15 protein-coding genes are annotated in these 17,652 nt (G+C 57.3%); 11 read left to right on the forward strand and 4 right to left on the reverse strand.

Features of this window, described 5'->3' with window-relative positions:
• Nucleotide 1: 1 nt before the first annotated feature.
• Both PY254_RS17145 and PY254_RS17150 read right to left on the reverse strand, forming a co-directional pair.
• Nucleotides 2-934: a glycosyltransferase family 2 protein gene (locus tag PY254_RS17145; protein WP_281013267.1), complete on the reverse strand. Its 933-nt coding sequence runs from the start codon at nucleotides 932-934 to the stop codon at nucleotides 2-4.
• A complete protein-coding gene (locus tag PY254_RS17150; protein ID WP_281015262.1) occupies nucleotides 927-1,913 on the reverse strand; it encodes a glycosyltransferase family 2 protein in 987 nt (328 codons plus the stop codon). The genes PY254_RS17145 and PY254_RS17150 overlap by 8 nt, the downstream gene beginning before the upstream one ends.
• A 299-nt stretch (nucleotides 1,914-2,212) precedes the next feature.
• Between PY254_RS17150 and PY254_RS17155 the strand changes: the two genes are divergently transcribed.
• The 11 genes from PY254_RS17155 (at nucleotide 2,213) to PY254_RS17205 (ending at nucleotide 13,614) form a co-directional block, all read left to right on the forward strand.
• Nucleotides 2,213-2,959, forward strand: coding sequence for an electron transfer flavoprotein subunit beta/FixA family protein (locus tag PY254_RS17155; RefSeq protein WP_281013268.1), 747 nt, complete (start codon nucleotides 2,213-2,215; stop codon nucleotides 2,957-2,959).
• Nucleotides 2,960-3,076: 117 nt separating this feature from the next.
• Nucleotides 3,077-4,021 (forward strand): electron transfer flavoprotein subunit alpha/FixB family protein, encoded by a 945-nt coding sequence (locus PY254_RS17160; protein ID WP_281013269.1) that lies wholly within the window; start codon nucleotides 3,077-3,079, stop codon nucleotides 4,019-4,021.
• A 61-nt stretch (nucleotides 4,022-4,082) separates the two neighbouring features.
• Nucleotides 4,083-5,486, forward strand: a complete 1,404-nt coding sequence (locus tag PY254_RS17165) for a UDP-glucose dehydrogenase family protein (protein ID WP_281013270.1) — start codon at nucleotides 4,083-4,085, stop codon at nucleotides 5,484-5,486.
• A 465-nt stretch (nucleotides 5,487-5,951) separates the two neighbouring features.
• On the forward strand, nucleotides 5,952-7,184 hold the full coding sequence (locus PY254_RS17170; RefSeq protein WP_281013271.1) for a glycosyltransferase: 1,233 nt from the start codon (nucleotides 5,952-5,954) through the stop codon (nucleotides 7,182-7,184).
• Nucleotides 7,185-7,212: 28 nt separating this feature from the next.
• Complete coding sequence (locus tag PY254_RS17175; protein WP_281013272.1) at nucleotides 7,213-7,578, forward strand: sugar 3,4-ketoisomerase; 366 nt, start codon at nucleotides 7,213-7,215, stop codon at nucleotides 7,576-7,578.
• Nucleotides 7,575-8,666 carry a DegT/DnrJ/EryC1/StrS family aminotransferase gene (locus tag PY254_RS17180; RefSeq protein ID WP_281013273.1) on the forward strand — a complete coding sequence of 364 codons (1,092 nt, stop codon included), beginning with the start codon at nucleotides 7,575-7,577 and terminating at the stop codon, nucleotides 8,664-8,666. Before PY254_RS17175 ends, PY254_RS17180 begins: the two co-directional genes overlap by 4 nt.
• Before the next feature lies 1 nt (nucleotide 8,667).
• Nucleotides 8,668-9,348 carry a class I SAM-dependent methyltransferase gene (locus PY254_RS17185; RefSeq protein ID WP_281013274.1) on the forward strand — a complete coding sequence of 227 codons (681 nt, stop codon included), beginning with the start codon at nucleotides 8,668-8,670 and terminating at the stop codon, nucleotides 9,346-9,348.
• Nucleotides 9,345-10,313, forward strand: coding sequence for a lysylphosphatidylglycerol synthase domain-containing protein (locus PY254_RS17190; RefSeq protein WP_281013275.1), 969 nt, complete (start codon nucleotides 9,345-9,347; stop codon nucleotides 10,311-10,313). The genes PY254_RS17185 and PY254_RS17190 overlap by 4 nt, the downstream gene beginning before the upstream one ends.
• 326 nt (nucleotides 10,314-10,639) lie before the next feature.
• Nucleotides 10,640-11,593 carry a glycosyltransferase family 2 protein gene (locus tag PY254_RS17195; RefSeq protein ID WP_281013276.1) on the forward strand — a complete coding sequence of 318 codons (954 nt, stop codon included), beginning with the start codon at nucleotides 10,640-10,642 and terminating at the stop codon, nucleotides 11,591-11,593.
• Between the two features lie 282 nt (nucleotides 11,594-11,875).
• Entirely contained in the window at nucleotides 11,876-12,454 is a 579-nt protein-coding gene (locus PY254_RS17200; RefSeq protein WP_281013277.1) for a COG1361 family protein, read from the forward strand.
• 221 nt (nucleotides 12,455-12,675) lie between these two features.
• The gene (locus tag PY254_RS17205; RefSeq protein ID WP_281013278.1) at nucleotides 12,676-13,614 is read left to right on the forward strand and encodes a class I SAM-dependent methyltransferase; all 939 of its coding nucleotides are present in this window, start codon (nucleotides 12,676-12,678) and stop codon (nucleotides 13,612-13,614) included.
• Between the two features lie 65 nt (nucleotides 13,615-13,679).
• On the opposite strand, the gene PY254_RS17210 is transcribed toward PY254_RS17205, so the two are convergent.
• Together PY254_RS17210 and PY254_RS17215 are read right to left on the reverse strand one after the other, a co-directional pair.
• Complete coding sequence (locus PY254_RS17210; RefSeq protein WP_281013279.1) at nucleotides 13,680-15,020, reverse strand: phosphohexomutase domain-containing protein; 1,341 nt, start codon at nucleotides 15,018-15,020, stop codon at nucleotides 13,680-13,682.
• 10 nt (nucleotides 15,021-15,030) lie between these two features.
• Nucleotides 15,031-17,607: a hypothetical protein gene (locus PY254_RS17215; RefSeq protein ID WP_281013280.1), complete on the reverse strand. Its 2,577-nt coding sequence runs from the start codon at nucleotides 17,605-17,607 to the stop codon at nucleotides 15,031-15,033.
• Nucleotides 17,608-17,652: the final 45 nt, after the last annotated feature.

Consider the following 17,652-nt stretch of genomic DNA (forward strand, 5'->3'; position numbering starts at 1 on the left):
GTCAATCTAAAAGATCGACCGGTGCCTCACCCTGGCGGCCACGCACTCCATCGAAGAGCCCACGCAGCATGCAGCGCAAGTTGCGCCAGCGCGGCCCGATCAGCACGCCGAACAGCAGCAGCTTGACCAGTACACGCGGCAGATCTTGTGCGATCCACCGTCCCGGTGTGTGCGGCAATTGATACAACCGCACACGATTACGCATCATGTAGTAAAGCCGCGACGGTCCATGCACCACCACCTGACCGAGGCCGCACGGCAACGCGCGCCGGGCATCACCCAGGCGATGATGCATCGTTGCCGCGCAGACGCCATGCAGTGAATAGCCCTGCGCGCGTGCGCGAAAACCCCACTCCAGGTCGACGTTGTCGATAAACAGCCCGGCATCCATCGGCCCGATCTGGTCGAGGACGATCATGGGAATGAGCATGCCGGAACTGATCAGGAAGTCACAGGCCACGGTCGGCGCTGAACCATCACACCAGAGCTTTCGATTTAACGGAAAGCCGACCCGCACAAACGGCGCATCGCGATCTTCGCGCACGTCATGGAAGCGCGGCCCGACCGCAGCCACCCTGCCGCTCACGGACAGCGTCGCCAGCGCCAACTGCAATGCGGCGACCATGCCCTCGCCCGGCTCGCTGTCCTGGTCGAGCAGCAATACCTGCTGATAACCGTGCTCGCGTGCCCAGCCGATGCCGATATTCTGTGCAGAAGCCAGCCCCACGTTGTCAGTCTGTGCCAGTAGCGCACCGCCGGCACCATGCAGAGTGGCCGCCAAAGTCGACTGCCACTCGCCACGACTGCCATTATCGACCAAGACCACCGCACCAACTTGCGCTGCCACGGCCGTGATCATTTTCCAAAGGGCGATTGGATCAGGGTGATAGCTCACCACCACGGCGCACACGTCCTGCCCGGCATGCTCAGTCATTGCGCAGCAGATCCCGCAGCATTGCGCGCACGCCGGTGCCGTAACGCTTGTAAAAACCCATGCGGGCTTCACGAACGATAGTCGGCACGCGTCGCCAGCGCGCCCGTCGCCCCATCGCTGCGCGCCGCTCAAAATGAACTCGCTTTTGCTCCACCTGGTTTGCCCGATCTACCGCGCCCGCAAAGCCAGCCTGGCGCAGGAACTGCTCAAGCCGCTGCAGGCGGCGCGCCTCTCCCGACAGCTGCTCCCCACGCGGCATCGCCAATTCACGCCATTTCATTGCCAAAGTGCGCTTGCGTGCTCCAACCTGGTTGGCACCGTGCTGGCGATAGTCGATCAGCACATCGTCAATGCAGTCGACCTGCCCTACCGCCGACGCCACAGCGGCGAGCCATTCGTCGTGAATCCATTCCGGCGCCACAGGTAGAGCCAAGTCGACCAATTCGCACCGGATCGCTGCTGTCGCGCCAGTCACAAAACATCGTCGTAACACCACGTCGAAGGCCGCTCCGACATGGATCGCCTGCTTTTCCCGTGCAGTCAACGACAAGGCTTCGAACATGGAAAAGTTCAGCGATGCTCCCTGGGCATCCACCAGCCGCGCATCGCTGTGCAGCAGCAGCAGCCCCGGCTTAGCCTCGAATGCAGCCACCATCCGCGCCAACTTGTCCGGATACCAGACGTCGTCCTGGTCACAGAGAAACAACAGCTCCCCGCTGGCCTGACGCAAGCCAACACTGAAATTTTCGACGTAGCCGAGATTTTGCGAGTTTTGTCGCAGCTGTATGGTCACGCCAGCCTGTTCAGCGTATGCCTTGAACGTAGCAAGCATCTCCATGGTGGCGTCCGTCGAACCATCGTCACCCACGACGATCTCGTCGGGTAGCAACGTCTGTCCCAGCAAGCTGTCCAACTGAGCCTGCAAATACGCGGCGCCGTTGTAGGTACAAATCACGATGGAAGTGCGGGGTCGGGCCATGGTCACTCAATAACCGTGGATATTGAAGCCGCATGCACAAGGATCTTCCACGAACCTCCTCGTCACGAATGTCTGGGTACTGAGCACATCAAACGCCCGCACAAACGGGCCGAGCTGGCCGCCGCAGATCCTGGAAGCGACTCCTCCCATCATAGCTGGGCCATAAGGAACATGGCTCGGAGCTGTTGGCTACCCCTCTGGGCGTGTTCACCACCGTGAATGCCGCAGCTCGGTTAGAATGCTGCGGTGCCTCAATTCAATGCGTCCTTTCGGACACCTAGCTACAGAAGGAAACCTAGATGAAAATTCTGGTCGGCTACAAGCGTGTCGTTGATTACAACGTGCGTATCCAGGTCAAGCCTGACGGCAGTGGCGTGGTGACCGATGGCGTGAAGCTCTCGGCCAACCCGTTCGACGACATCGCACTGGAAGAAGCGCTGCGCCTGCGCGAGAAAGGTATTGCCGAGGAAGTCATCGTGGTCGGCATTGGCCCCGCCGATCTCACCGCGCACCTGCGCAACGGCCTCGCGATGGGCGCGAACCGCGCCATTCACGTCGTGACCGGTGATGCCGTCCAGCCGCTGACCGCTGCGCGTATCTTTCTCAAGCTGATTGAAAAGGAACAGCCGGGGCTGGTGATACTCGGCAAGCAAGCCATCGACGACGACGCCAACCAGACTGGCCAGATGCTCGCCGCGCTGTGGAATCGCCCGCAAGCCACGTTCGCCAGCAAGGTCGAGATCGGCGACCGCAAGGCGACTGTGACGCGCGAGATTGACGCCGGTCTCGAGGTGATCGAAGCCGAACTGCCCGCCGTGATCACCGCTGACCTGCGCCTCAACGAGCCGCGCTTCATCAAGCTACCCGACATCATGAAGGCGAAATCCAAGCCGATCGACGTGATCGAACTGGGTTCGCTCGGCATCGAGTCGCACGATCATCTGAAAACGACCCACTACGAAGCGCCGGCCAAGCGCAGCAAAGGCGTGATGGTCAAGGATGCCGCCGAGCTGGTCGCCGCGCTGAAACAGAAAGGCCTGCTGTAGAGCGCAGCTCCGTAGGGCGGGCACTGCCCGCCACTCCGTAAAGATCCGAAAGGCCGGCGGGCAGTGCCCGTCCTACAGGCATCAAAGCCCCATTCGAGACGAAAGGTTGTCCACATCATGAGCAAGATCCTGGTCATCGCCGAACATCTGGGCGGCAAACTCAACTCCTCCACCGCACGCGCGGTCAGCGCCGCCATCGCCGTCAAGGGCGAAGCGATCGACGTGCTGGTACTGGCCGACAAGGTCGACGCCATCGCCGCCGAAGCCGCGAAGATCGAAGGCGTGAGCCGCGTCCTCACCGTCGCGCGCAGCGAGAACGCCAACGCACTCGCCGCCGTACTGGCGCCGCAGATCGCCAAAGCCGCTTCCGGCTACAGCCACGTCTTCGTACCATCCACCACCTTCGGCAAAGATATCGCCCCGCGCGTCGCCGCGCTGCTCGGCGTGGCCCAGGTCAGTGACGTGATGAGCGTGGAAGCTGCCTACACCTTCAAGCGCCCGATCTACGCCGGCAACGCGATTATCACGGTCGAGGCCGATGCCGCGCACATCGTCTTAGCCACGATCCGCTCGGCCTCCTGGCCAGCCGCAGCAAACGGCAGCAGCACGGCGCCCGTCGAAGCACTGTCCGTCGACGCCACCTTGCCCACGCACACCCGTTTCGTCGAACTGAAGCAGGGCAGCAGCGATCGCCCCGACCTGCAAAGCGCCAGCAAGGTCGTCTCAGGGGGCCGCGGCGTCGGCTCGAAGGAAAACTTCGACATCATCTACAAATTCGCGGACAAGATCGGCGCCGCCGTCGGTGCATCACGTGCCGCCGTGGACGCCGGCTACGTCCCCAGCGAAATGCAGGTCGGCCAGACCGGCAAGATCATCGCACCCGAGCTGTACATGGCCATCGGCATCTCCGGCGCCATCCAGCACCTTACGGGCATCAAGGACGCCGGCACCATCGTAGCCATCAACAAGGACGGTGACGCGCCAATCTTTGAGGTTGCAGATTTCGGGCTGGTGGGTGATTTGTTCAAGCTGATTCCCGAGCTTGAGGCAGCTCTTACTTAAACGCGACTTCAATAGAAGCAGACAGCTTCAACGATTACCGTATCACGGCAGGAAGATAACAATGAAAGTAACCATTTTCGGCACCGGCTATGTCGGCCTGGTCAGCGGAGCCTGCCTCGCGGAAATGGGCAACCATGTAGTCTGCGTGGATGTTGATACACAAAAATTGGCACGACTTGAGAGAGGCGAGATCCCAATCTTCGAGCCCGGGCTGGAGCCACTGGTGCGGGGCAATCGCGCCAATGGCCGCTTGGCATTCACTGAAGAGGCGCAAGCGGCCCTTGCCGGCGCAGAAGTTGTGTTCATCGCCGTCGGCACACCTCCAGACGAGGACGGCAGCGCGGACCTGAGCTACGTGCTGGCCGTGGCGGCAACAATAGGAACGTACATCACGGGCTACACCGTGGTAGTGAACAAGTCGACGGTTCCCGTGGGCACCACTGATCGCGTACGCACAACCATCGCTGAAGTCATGCAGAAGCGAGGAGTCTCGATCGACTTCAACGTCGTTTCCAACCCTGAATTTCTCAAGGAAGGTGACGCGGTCGCCGATTGCATGCGCCCGGACCGGATCGTCATCGGTGCCAGTAGCGCGCAAGCAGTGGCCTTGTTGAAGAACTTGTATGCACCGTTCAACCACAACCACGAGCGCTTGGTGATAATGGACGAGCGCTCCGCCGAATTGACCAAGTACGCTGCCAATGCCATGTTGGCCACCAAAATCAGCTTCATGAACGAATTGGCCAATATCGCCGAGCACGTTGGAGCCGACATTGAACTTGTGCGCCACGGTATCGGCTCAGATCCTCGCATCGGCTACCATTTCATTTATCCTGGCGCGGGCTATGGGGGCTCATGTTTCCCCAAGGACGTGCAGGCGCTGGGTCGAATCGCAAAGTCCAATGGTTACCAAGCATGCTTGTTGGAAGCCGTGGAATTGGTCAATGCCGCACAGAAAAACCGACTCTTCGGCCTGTTGTCGCAGCATTTCGACGGCCAGCTTGCCGGCAAGGTCATCGGCCTGTGGGGACTTTCGTTCAAGCCAAATACCGATGACATGCGCGAGGCTCCCAGTCGACGCCTGATGGAATCTGTATGGGAGGCCGGCGGCAGCGTGCGTGTTTACGATCCCGAAGCGTGCGACGAAGCTCGTCGAATTTATGGAGAACGTGACGACCTGGCGTTGTGTGACGAACAGTACGCAGTGCTCGACGGCGCCGATGCGCTGGTTGTCATAACTGAATGGAAGGCTTTTCGTAGTCCTGATTTTTCCCGCATTCGCGCAGCGCTGAAAACCCCAGTGCTGTTCGATGGACGAAATTTGTACGATCCACAGTCAGTTGAACGTGCAGGAATCGCTTACTACGGCATTGGGCGCGGACGCAGTCTTCGACGAACCGATAGCACGCCGATCCGGCAAACTCGAGACAGCCATCCATCCGGCGAAGTAGATATTCCTGCATGACCACGCAAAAAGGGTGGTTCGATGGATTGGCTCGTGCGGCCCGAACGCACGTTGACATTTAACCACCCTCTTTTGCCACGCTGGGTCACCCATCGCAGAAGTCTGCAAGGTGATGCCCTTCCTGACGCTATCTCTTGCGTTGATCTACTACTGGAAAGCGAGACCACGTCCCTCAATTCGCGGGTGTAGACGACGAGAAGCCTCATTTGGAGTGCCCACTTCATCCAACGGGCGCACCATCCTCAAGCCCCTGTCTGGCGCAACCGCTAGTCCACTAACGTTAGCTCGCCAAGAACCGATCAAACGCAAGCAGGACATCACGATCAAGTTGTACAGCCCCTCAGGGATCGTTGATGGCTTCAGGGTGAGACTAGACTTGACCGTTGGTACAATAGCAAGTTGAGCAACATTCAGAGTTGCGGCCATAGCGCAAGCTTGACGTTCAAGTAGACAGGAAGGGCCTTCGTGGAAAAAGAGCACGTCGTTATCGTCACACACTCGTATCCTCGTTTCGACGGCGACTGGCGCTCGAACTTCATCGAATCGCTGGCCGTCGGGTACAGACAAAACGGCACCAAGGTCACCGTTCTCGTGCCGCTATCCGCGCGATGGAACCGCGCAAAACTGGACAGCAGCGGCATACGAATCATTCCTTACCGGTACATGCCATTCAAATCATGGCATGTACTTGGATACGGCGACTCCTTGAAGGGTGATCTGAAGATGAACCCCCTGCATACCTTGCTGCTGCCGTTTCTGATGATTGCGGGAACGCTAAGCTTGGCCAAGCTATTACTGTCTGAACGCCCATCCTTTCTTCACGCCCACTGGGCGGTTCCGAACAGCTTGATTGCCGTCGCAGCGCGCGCGCTAGCCTTCAGCAAGGTCAAAATCCTTTCCTCATTCCCCGGCTCGGATGTCACGGTCATTCAACAGTCGGGGTTGATCGGAAAGTTCCTCGCCCGCGTCATCGCACGATCCGACTATCTGTCGTGCAACAGCTCCGATCTGAAGGAAGATCTGGTGGCCGCGGGCATACCGGCAGCAAAGGTCGATTACCAAATTTACGGCGTCAACAACCAGACTATGCGTTTCAGCGCAGATGCACGCGAACGCGTGCGCGCGAATCTGGGCATTCGCTCCGACGAGATAGCGCTACTCATGGTTGGGCGCTTCGTCGCCAAAAAGGGGTTTGCCACGGGCATACGGGCCATGCAGCACCTCCGCTCCCGAAGCGAAAAAATCAAGCTGTACATCATCGGTAGTGGTTTGTTGGAAGCGGAATACCGGAAGCTGATGAAAGACGCTGGTGTCGAAGACGTAACAACGCTGCTTGGTGAAGTCCTGCCAAGCGAGCTGAAGGACTACTACTCGGCCTGCGACATTTTCGTCATGCCCTCCGAACGCCTTCCGTCAGACGGCCTCAACGTTGTGGTCGTCGAGGCCATGGCTTGCGCTCGACCCATCGTGGCTTCATCCGTTGGTGGAAATGACCTCGTGGTATCCGCAGGCATCAATGGCTATCTGCACCGACCCAGTGATGCGGAAGATCTGGCGGAAAAGGTATCCTTCCTTGCACCGGACCCCATACTTCGGCAGGCCATGGGTGAACAATCCAGGGTCATGGTCGACGAACACTTCAACTGGAAGGCGATAGCACACCATTATCTGGTTTGTTATCGCAAACTTCTGTCCTGATACGCCCACATCACAGACCGCGCAGCTTATGGCCTACCTGATTGACATTCCGACATTTTCTGACGACCGCGGCAACTTGACCGTTATCGAGAAAATTATCCCGTTTGAAATAAAGCGGGTTTTCTATATATATGGGGTTGACGATTCGGTACGCGGTGGACATCGACATCACAAAACGATTCAGGCCGCATTTTGCATCCGGGGCTCGTGCATCGTGTCAAACCATGACGGACGCGAAGAACAGGACTTTCTGCTGGATACGCCAAGCAAGGGACTTATCATCGAACCCCAAGATTGGCATACCATGCATCACTTCACGAGCGACGCTATCTTCATGGTTTTGGCATCTGAAACGTTTAGTGCTGCAGACTACATTCGAGAAGCATACCCATGATTGAATATGAAAACCTCGCCCTGTCCAATCGATCATTTTTCGAGGAATACCTGAAGAGCTTCGATCAGACGATGCGAGGCGGCTGGTACGTACTTGGAAAGAATGTCGAATCGTTCGAGCGACGTTTTGCCAGCTACTGTGGCGTGGATCACTGCGTCGGTTTAGCTTCAGGGCTGGATGCGCTCGATCTCTCGCTACGGGTATTTGGATTCGAGCCGGGTAGCGAAGTCCTTGTCCCGTCCAACACCTACATAGCGACGATCCTCTCAATTCTGCATTGCGGGCTCGTCCCGGTTCTGGTGGAGCCCGACCCCGCCACTTATAACCTTGATCCAAATCTTGTCGAAGATGCCATTACGTCAAGAACTGTGGCCATCATGGTCGTGCATCTGTACGGAAAGATCTGCCCGATGGACGAGGTCATGACTATCGCCAATGCGCACGGGCTGAAGGTCATCGAAGACTGCGCCCAAGCACATGGCGCCATGCTCAATGGCAAGAAAGCCGGCTCGTTCGGACATTGCAACGCGTTCAGCTTCTATCCCACCAAGAACCTCGGCGCATTGGGCGACGCGGGTGCAATAACCACCGATGACGCCGACCTGGCGCAAGCCATTCGGGTGCTTCGCAACTATGGTTCGAGAATCAAATATTACAATGAGGTCGTGGGCTACAACTCCAGGCTCGACGAAATTCAGGCCGGCTTCCTCAACGTCAAGCTAGGCCACCTCGATTCAATCAACAACCATAAACGCGAACTCGCGGATAGCTACTTCAAAAAACTCGGTGATAGCGTCGTCAAGCCGGTCCGTAACGCCAGCTTCCATGACGTCTTCCACATCTTCAACGTCCGACACCCAAGGCGTGACGATCTGAAGGCGTGGCTCCTGGAGCGGGGTATCAAGACGGATATTCACTACCCACTCGCACCCGCCCGCCAGGCCGCGATGCAGGGCCTGCTGAAAAGCACTGATTTTCCAGTCGCAGACGATATTCATGCGACCACGTTGAGCCTGCCCATCTCTTACTTCCACACCACAACCGACATCGAGACCGTGGCTGCGGCAATAAACGAATTTGGAGCCTGACATGCGCAGTTTTGCCGTAGCGCATGGCCGTAGCTCCAAGGCTGAAAAGATCGAAGCCGTACTTTGCGAAGCACTTGATATAGATAGGGTGCGTGGCTGTACGATTCTCGATATTGGCGCCGGCAGTGGTCATATCGCAGCCCACTTTACCGCCGATAACGTAGTGACTGCGGCTGACGTCGAAGACCAGTTGGTCGTTCGGGACCCGAACCTGCGGTTTGTCCGTCTTGGCGGCGACCGGCTCCCTTCCGACGACGCCCAGTTCGACATCGTTGTACTCAATCATGTCCTCGCTTACGTGCCCGATCAGCTTGCGCTGTTACGAGAGGTCGGACGAGTACTTAAAGCCGACGGCTGCTGCTACGTTGCAAATCCGAACAGGCTTTTCCCGCTCGATCCCCATTCGCACATGCCGTTCGTGCACTACCTTCCACAGACTTGGTACGAAGGGGTCGTCAACCGCGTGAGACACGCCAGCGAGCGCATCCTTCTGCACACCACAGGAGGCATGCGTGATTTATTCATCAAGGCTGACCTCGACTGGACGGATTACACCGTCAATGTTTTACATGATCCTGATCGCTACCACACCAACGCTCCTTTCCGCACTCCCCAGTGGCGTTGGCTCTCCCGGCTCTCGCCGACGAACATTTTTGTGGTAAGAAAGCGGTCCCCTAAATGAAAAACAAACACGCCTTACGGCTAACGGCGTCGATCCTCCTGATGGCGGGAGTCCTGTGGTTTTTCTGGTCGCAAGTTCGACGCCATTGGGATCAGCTAGAACATCTCCACTTGCATTTCTTCTGGCCAGCAATGCTCTTGGCCTTGGTACTGGTGCTGATACATTATGTGATTGCAACCCTTGCTTGGCGGACGGTCATTGTCGGGAAGAGCGGTCAGCCACTAACAATCACCCAAAGCATCGGCCTCTCGAACATATCCCAGTTGACCAAATATGTTCCCGGAAAGGTTTGGTCGTACGCAATTCAGATGCATCTTCTCGCTGCCCACGGCATATCCAAGTCACGGGTGCTGTCAGTCAACGTCATCATGCTTCTGTCATTGACAGGATCGTCGACGGTAATCGGAACTGGATATCTGTGGTTTTCCGGCATGATCCTGCCAAGGCCGCTCTCGGCACTGATTTTTTCTGCGGCACTGACCGCCTATCTATTGTTGGTTTTTGGTGGAACCTGGACCGCTAATTTGCTCGTTCGGCTGATCAATCGCCTTTTTCGTCAACGAATTGATACTTTCGACGCGCCGCTCGCAACCATGATCCGTGCCCACGGACTTAACCTCCTATCCAATCTGCTCTATGGAATTTCGGGTTACTTTGTCGCCATTGGTATCGGCATGCCAAGCGACTTCGCGTTGATAGTGCCGATCTCGGCTGCAATGTTGTTATCCGATACGGTGGGATTCTTCGTTTTTCTGGCGCCGGGCGGCATCGGCGTGCGCGAGAGCGTAATGTACGCAATGCTCAAATCGGCAGTGGATATTCAGACTTGCTTTGTGCTGCCGCTTGCGTTTCGATTAGTCACTACAATCAACGACCTGATTCTTGGTGGCACTGCGGCAGTGCTGTTGAATCACTTTTCCAAGCGCTCGACGCGAAGGTCAGCGGCTGATGATCTCCAGTTGTGACGCCGGAGAATGATTGGCAGCATGTTGAACTCTAGATCTTTATGTATGGCCTAGTCCATCGGATGGCTTCACAAACTGGCAAAGCAGGCATTATCAATGGAACCAAGCTACCGTTGCGATCTTGGAATTCCTCTATCGATGCGACCGAAACAAACGCGTCAAAGTCGTGATACATCCCGGTGCTGGCGTCGGAATGAAAACAGCAAATCGAACGAAACGCGGTGGCGACGGTCGCACGCCATCAACGTGGCGTGCAACGAAAAGTCACATCGTCATCTAGTATCGTTGGGCACCTCGATACACATCAGCCCGCACAAGGCACACATATGAAATTGATCATCCAGATACCCTGCCTCAACGAGTCCGAAACGCTGGCCATCGCCTTGGCCGACTTGCCACGAGAAGTGCCGGGATTCGACACCGTTGAATGGTTGATCATCGATGATGGATCCACCGACAATACTGCGGATGTAGCACGTCGAAATGGCGTTGACCACGTGGTGACCCATCGGGTTAACCGGGGGCTGGCGGTTGGCTTCATGTCAGGGATCGACGCCTGTCTCCGCCTGGGGGCCGATGTGATCGTGAATACTGACGCGGATAACCAATACTGCGGCGCGGACATACCGAAGCTTACCGCGCCCGTACTTGCGCACGAAGCAGACATAGTCATCGGTGCACGTCCCATTGATGAGACAGCGCACTTTTCCTGGATCAAGAAGAAGCTGCAGCGGCTTGGTAGCTGGGCCGTGCGCGTGGCCAGCAAAACCGATGTCGCTGACGCGCCCAGCGGATTTCGCGCCATCAGCCGCGAAGCTGCAATGCGCTTGAACGTATTCAGTGCTTATACCTACACACTGGAAACCATCATCCAGGCTGGCCAGAGCAATCTCACCATCGCCTCTGTACCGATCCGAACCAACGGCGACCTTAGACCATCACGCCTGGTCAAGAGCATCTCCAGCTACGTCAATCGTTCGCTGATGACGATTCTTCGCGTGTTCGTCATCTACCGGCCGCTCGCGCTCTTTTTCTACGTGGGTTCTGTGTTTCTCACAATCGGTCTGCTGGCCGGCATAAGATTCGTGTATTTCTACCTGCATGGCAGTGGCGATGGACACATCCAGTCAGTGGTCCTCGCTTCGCTGTGCGTGACTTTGTCCATGCTGCTGTACATGATGGGGCTGATCGGCGATCTGATTGCCACCAATCGCAAGTTGATGGAAAACATCGATGCTCGCCTCAAGAAGATCGTCTACGACAGCGAAAAGCAGCTGTAGCCGTTCGATTGCCAAATGGTGGTTAGTTCACGCAGCAACCTTCACAGATGCACGATTCGCAATTCTTTTGGTCGATAGAAACCGGCTTTACCTAGGCGAACGGAGCTACTTTTGTGGTCCGTTACGCTACAAGATTGGTTATTGCTCTGGCGTTCTGCTCGCCCCGGCAGCTATCTCGGAGAAGACGATATAGTGCGTATTAAAGATGTCTACGGGTGGACCTGAATCCATCAACTGCGATCCCTGACAACAGCCTTCAGCCGAATACTCCGAGGAACCACCATGACCAACCTTCGCCGAACGCTCACCGTACTTGCGATTGCCTCCGCGCTGATGCTTGCTGGATGCAACTCCGGACAGGGCAACTCCTCCGCAACTCAGCCAGCAACAGCGGTTCCCCAAGCTTCCGCGGCCGCCGGCGACGCGCTCACTCCTGATCAGGTCAATGTGCAGGTGTCATTGCAAGGCAGGCCCAGCCTCTCGGCAGATGGTCAATGGATCAATGTGACTACAAACCTGACCAACAACGGCAAGACAACTCTCACCTCAACGGGTGCCCACGCCGTCAACCTGGGCGCGCGCGCTGCCGACACCGGTAGCGAGATCCTTGACAAAGGTTTCCCACGGGCGCAGATCCCTGATATCGCCCCGGGCAGCCAGGCTTCGGTGAGTATTCGTTTACCCGTCGATCAACTCCTGGGCAAATCAGCGGAGATCCTGCCAGTGCAGGAAGGTATCGCCTGGTTTGACAGATGGGGTACCAAGCCGCTGACCGTGGGTCCCTTCAGCACCTGTGCCAACCCAACAATCGGCAAGGTGTGTGATGCAGAAGGGAAGCCGTTAGTGGCGTCCGCACAGTGATCCGAGAGAGCCAGCGCGGGGACGGGAACCTGACGCGCGTTGAATCTCACGTCGCGGTAAATCCACGTAACGCATACCGGGCCGGCCAGCACCCGCGCAGAAGCCGGTGATACCGGTAATTAGCCACTTGCTCAAGCCGGCACCACCAGTATGTGAATAGGCCAGGTTCCGGGAAACCGTTACATTAGTTGATTACTTCAAGTACACAACTGAGGTGCACCGTGGATTTCTTGAAAAGGATGAAAAGGCGACTTGCCAGAGGCAGCCTGGATCGACTCATCGATCCTCGTCATTTTCAACCACGGCTGCCACTACCTGCCAGATACAGCCGCGAGCAATTGCTCGGCGCTCTTGAGGCATCGAGCATTGATGGCTCCGCACCGGGCGAAATGGCTGCCTACGTTAACGCCGACTTCGAAAGGTTCATCCACACGATGGGCCTCGTTGCGGAGGATACGAACGGGCGCTCGCTCGAAATCGGTGCAAATCCCTACTTCAATACCCTTTTGTTCAGGGCGTTTCGACCCTCATTGAAGATGGATCTGATCAATTACTTCGGCGGAGAAATACATCAGGCGGTGCAACACGTTTCATTCCCCGGATTCGATGGAATCCCGGAAGAGATCGATATGGCCTACTTCAATGCCAACCTGGAGCTGCACACTCTTCCATTCGAGGACGACACGTTTGATGTTGTCCTGTTTTGTGAGGTACTAGAACACCTCACGAATGATCCACTGCATGCCATGATGGAATTGAAGCGCATCCTGAAGCCGGGAGGACAACTGGTCCTGACCACGCCCAACGCGGCGCGGCTGGAAAATGTCTCAGCGTTCATCGAGGGACGGAATATGTATGACCCGTACTCGAAGTACGGCGCCTATGGCCGGCACAACCGGGAATATACGCGCCACGAACTGGTCAGCCTTCTGAAGCACTGCGGCTTCGATGTGCAGACGTCCTACACCGCAAACGTGCATGACGACATTCCACCACGGGCCGAGCATATCGGGTTGATCAATGCAGCCATCGATTCTGTCGTCAACCGCAAACATGATCTTGGCCAGTACCTGTTCACGTCTTCGATCAATGCAAGCCCAGCACAAGCAGAACGGCCATCCTGGCTCTTCCGGAGTTATCCGCCGGAAGAGATGGTTTGATCAGTATGATAGGCGCCACCTGACCGTGGTTGCAGCCAGACTTTGAGTCTCAAGCACCGGGCGTCTCATGCGGTGATCAACGCCCGAAGTTCGGCTGTCCTGGTCTCAAGCAACTCCAAATCGCCGCGGGTTTCGACATTCAGTCGCAACAGCGGCTCGGTATTCGATGAGCGCACATTGAACCGCCACTGCGCAAACTCCAGACTCAGCCCATCGGTGCGATCCTCGACAAGCGACTCGGCTGCATAGTGATCATGTAGTCGCCGCACTACGGTCGCCGCGTCGCTCACCTTGAAATTGATTTCGCCGCTACACGGATATGCGGCGATACGCTGCTCGACCATCTGCGCCAGCGACATGCCGCTGATGCTGACCCGCTCAGCGATAAGCAACCACGGGATCATGCCCGAATCGCAATAGGCGAATTCGCGAAAATAATGGTGCGCACTCATTTCGCCGCCGTACACGGCGTCCTCCGCACGCATGCGCTCCTTGATGAAGGCATGGCCAGTCTTGCACAACACAGGCACCCCGCCAGCGGCCTTCACCAAGTCGATGGTGTTCCAGCTCAACCGCGGATCGTGCACGATTTTGCCACCGGGGTGCTTGCTCAGCAGCTGCGCTGCCAACAGGCCAACCAGGTAGTAGCCTTCGATGAACTGGCCATCGGCATCGAAGAAGAAACAGCGGTCAAAATCACCATCCCAGGCAACCCCAAAATCGGCGCCATGTTTGCGGACGGCCTCCGCCGTGGCTTCGCGATTGTCCGGCAATAGCGGGTTGGGGATCCCGTGAGGAAAACTGCCATCAGGTTCATGATGGATGCGGATGAACTCGAACGGCAGATGCGGCGAAAGCTGGTCGATCACCACACCTGCCCCGCCGTTTCCCGCATTGACCACGATTTTAAGCGGCCGCAAAGCGCTGTGATCGACATAGTCAAGCAGATGACAGATATACGCGGACTTGTCTGCATCCACTCGCAGTGACCCAGCCGCCGCCGCCACAAACTCGCCAGACTCGACGAGAGCCTCGATGTCGCGCAAGCCGGTATCGCCACTGATCGGGCGGGAGCCTTCGCGCACCAGCTTCATACCGTTGTAGTCCATGGGATTGTGGCTGGCGGTCACCATGATGCCGCCGCCTGCGCCACGATGCGCAGTCTGGAAATAGACTTCCTCAGTACCACACAGACCAATGTCGATCACAGAGGCCCCACCATCGTTCAGCCCGCGCGCGACCGCCGACGCCAGCAGCGGGCTGTCCAGTCGCACATCACGCCCGACCACCACTTCCGCCGGCGTGAGGATCTGCGCGAAGGCCCGGCCGATACGGTAAGCAATGTCCTCATTCAATTCATCCGGCACGCGGCCGCGGATGTCGTAGGCTTTGAAACACTTGAGCATGTGTCGGATCTCAATGGCGGTGATGCTTGCCCTGTACAGGGGACTCGATCACCGGCGCCTGCGTGGCGGAGGGCGTCGGGCTGTTCAGGTCGATTGGTGAAATGGTCAAGGCTTCCAGTCTGATACCCAGCACACGCTCGTCACCGTTGATTCCAAGTGCCTTGGGCGTGGTGGCATCGGGAAGGTAAAAATCAATGTGAATCTTGCGCAGGGCGTCGAGATCGGATGCAGGGACATCCAGTTGCAGTTGCGCCCCCCCTTCCGGATAGGTCACCGTCAAATGCGAACTCGCGACGCCATTCATGCTCACTTGCACGCGTTGCTTCGGATACGCCTGCGTGACCAAGCCGACCACCTTGAAGCTGAAACGCAAGTCGTGCTTCACATGCGGCAGCTGTCTCGCGTCGATCGCAATCTCCGCATGCAGACCGTTGCTCCAGACGCCCAGATTTTCCGGCGTACTCCAACCACTCGCCAACCAGTTGTTCCATGCCCCGGGCGCCGCAAAACTTACCTCGTAACCGAGCGGAAAAATCGGCGTTGCCAAGCGGTACAGATACAAATCCATGTCTTCACGCAGAAAGGTCTTGTGCGGAAAAGAATGATTCCATTCATACGCCTTGACCTTGATCCGGGTTCTATTGACGAATTCAAAGCCTGCCGGCGGCTTTGACGACGACGAGACCATGAAGACATCGTCATAACGCGCATTCAGCGCTCCCACATAAGACCAGTCGTCTAGGCTGGCTTGGCTCACCGTGACCGCCGGCAAGCCGAAGATGAATTTGATCGGTGTCTTCAGTTCACTGTCGTTGGGTAGCCCCGGACCCAGCGTATCGAGCAGAACCACGTCGGTGCTACCCACCGGCGCCAGTAACTGGGACAGCGACTGATACAGGCCCTCGCTTTCGTTCTGACCTAGTTGCGCCGCCGTAACACCGGCACTGTAAATCATGGTGATGGCGAGTGTGATGCTCAGCATGCGGCGTACGCTACCTCGGGGCATGCCCGCCCAAACAATAACCGTGAACAGCAACATGTAAGGAACCACTTCACTCAGAACATAACGCGCGTAGTAAGGCCCATATGGCACGACCCACTGCAGCAGCAACACGTAGACTAGGAAGCCGGCCGCGAAAAGGCGCAGAAACTCGTGGCTTGGCTCGCTTTGGCGGCGCAGCGCAAGCCCCAAGAATGCCAGCGGCAGGATCGGCCCCAGATACACAAACAGCGTGGCCAAACTACTGGACTGCAATGCCCCCCAGTGGCTGCCGACAAGCCTCCATACGCTGTCGAGGGTTGGGTCGCCGGCAAAGCGTGAAGTCCACCCGAGCTGATAGATCTTGTAGATCCCCAGCACCAGCCCGGCAGCAACCACCAGACCTACGAGTCGCCTCGTGGGAGACACTACGAACCTTTCGACATCGACGCGCCTGCGGCCTTGTGCAAGCACTACCAGTGTGAGCCACACAACCAATCCGAGCAGCACGATGACGGCCAGCCAGGCCTGCCAGTGGTGAGAAAAGATGGGCTCGAACGACATCCGATAGATGTCACGGGAATACTGGCCCGACCAGTGCAAACCGTAGACCACCGACATGGCATACAGCACACTCACTCCGAGCACCCAGAACTGTATCGCCCGTTGACGCAGGCGGTCGGTATCGACAGTGGCACTGGCTACTGCCAAAGCAACGAAAAACGGGATGTACATGAAGCCGCTGATGCGTACCGCGAACAGGGCACCGAAGCTCAACATCGATAGCAGTAGCCAGCGCCGGTTGTACAGACCATCCGCGGCACGCCAGAACAACGCCAAGTAGGTAAAGCCGATCAGGGAGAAGGCCAGTGTCGGCACTTCAGTTACCGGGAATTTTGAGAAAAAAGCATGCAATGGATTGAGGGCAAGTAGCAACCCAGCGATCAATGCCGCCCGTGGCGAATCAGTCAGCGCTAGCGTCAGCCGATGCATGAACACCACTGATAGCAGCGCGAAAAATGTCAGCGCGTAAACTGCGAACGCCCCACCGAAAATGCCGGAAAAGAGGGCCATCCAGATGGGAAACAGGTGGTAGAACTGAAAACTGAGGCCAATGTCGGCAGGGCCATTGATATACACGCCGCTGACAAAATCACCTCCCTTCAACGGCCCGCTATACGCACGTATATGACGATTTTCGGACAGGTACCGGTCAACATACGGCGTGCCCTGCAGTTTCTCCAAGACAGTGTCCTGGGCATCGATTCCGCCCGTCCGCTCTATATAGTGAGCCATGTTGACGTACACGCCTTCGTCCTGCCCCCCCAGCACGTAGTTGAACGCGGGCAACCGAAAGAACAGACACACGAGCAACAACAAGACCACATGCGTCCATTTGGGCCCACCTCCAGCAGCCACCGCGACTGCCTTCGCACGCCACGCATATAGCCCGGTCAACAGCGTAGCCGCGAGAAGTATCTGCGGCGCTAGAAAATGGCCGGTCAGGGTCGCCAGCAGACCGATTCCGCTGACGGCAAGCACCCCGACCACGGTCAGCTCCAGCACGCGATCCACTCGGGCGTTCATCTCCACGGATTGCATATTCATTTCCCTGCGCTCGTCAGATTCGGCGATCCGGCAATACCGGAGCAC

This window comes from Rhodanobacter sp. AS-Z3 (genome assembly GCF_029224025.1).
Classification (GTDB): Bacteria; Pseudomonadota; Gammaproteobacteria; order Xanthomonadales; family Rhodanobacteraceae; genus Rhodanobacter.

Excerpts from the sequence above, each read along its gene's own strand:
- PY254_RS17145 (WP_281013267.1), bottom strand. The coding sequence starts at position 934 with ATGACTGAGCATGCCGGGCAGGACGTGTGCGCCGTGGTGGTGAGCTAT.
- PY254_RS17150 (WP_281015262.1), bottom strand. The coding sequence starts at position 1,913 with ATGGCCCGACCCCGCACTTCCATCGTGATTTGTACCTACAACGGCGCC.
- PY254_RS17155 (WP_281013268.1), top strand. The coding sequence starts at position 2,213 with ATGAAAATTCTGGTCGGCTACAAGCGTGTCGTTGATTACAACGTGCGT.
- PY254_RS17160 (WP_281013269.1), top strand. The coding sequence starts at position 3,077 with ATGAGCAAGATCCTGGTCATCGCCGAACATCTGGGCGGCAAACTCAAC.
- PY254_RS17165 (WP_281013270.1), top strand. The coding sequence starts at position 4,083 with ATGAAAGTAACCATTTTCGGCACCGGCTATGTCGGCCTGGTCAGCGGA.
- PY254_RS17175 (WP_281013272.1), top strand. The coding sequence starts at position 7,213 with ATGGCCTACCTGATTGACATTCCGACATTTTCTGACGACCGCGGCAAC.
- PY254_RS17180 (WP_281013273.1), top strand. The coding sequence starts at position 7,575 with ATGATTGAATATGAAAACCTCGCCCTGTCCAATCGATCATTTTTCGAG.
- PY254_RS17185 (WP_281013274.1), top strand. The coding sequence starts at position 8,668 with ATGCGCAGTTTTGCCGTAGCGCATGGCCGTAGCTCCAAGGCTGAAAAG.
- PY254_RS17190 (WP_281013275.1), top strand. The coding sequence starts at position 9,345 with ATGAAAAACAAACACGCCTTACGGCTAACGGCGTCGATCCTCCTGATG.
- PY254_RS17195 (WP_281013276.1), top strand. The coding sequence starts at position 10,640 with ATGAAATTGATCATCCAGATACCCTGCCTCAACGAGTCCGAAACGCTG.
- PY254_RS17200 (WP_281013277.1), top strand. The coding sequence starts at position 11,876 with ATGACCAACCTTCGCCGAACGCTCACCGTACTTGCGATTGCCTCCGCG.
- PY254_RS17210 (WP_281013279.1), bottom strand. The coding sequence starts at position 15,020 with ATGCTCAAGTGTTTCAAAGCCTACGACATCCGCGGCCGCGTGCCGGAT.
- PY254_RS17215 (WP_281013280.1), bottom strand. The coding sequence starts at position 17,607 with ATGAATATGCAATCCGTGGAGATGAACGCCCGAGTGGATCGCGTGCTG.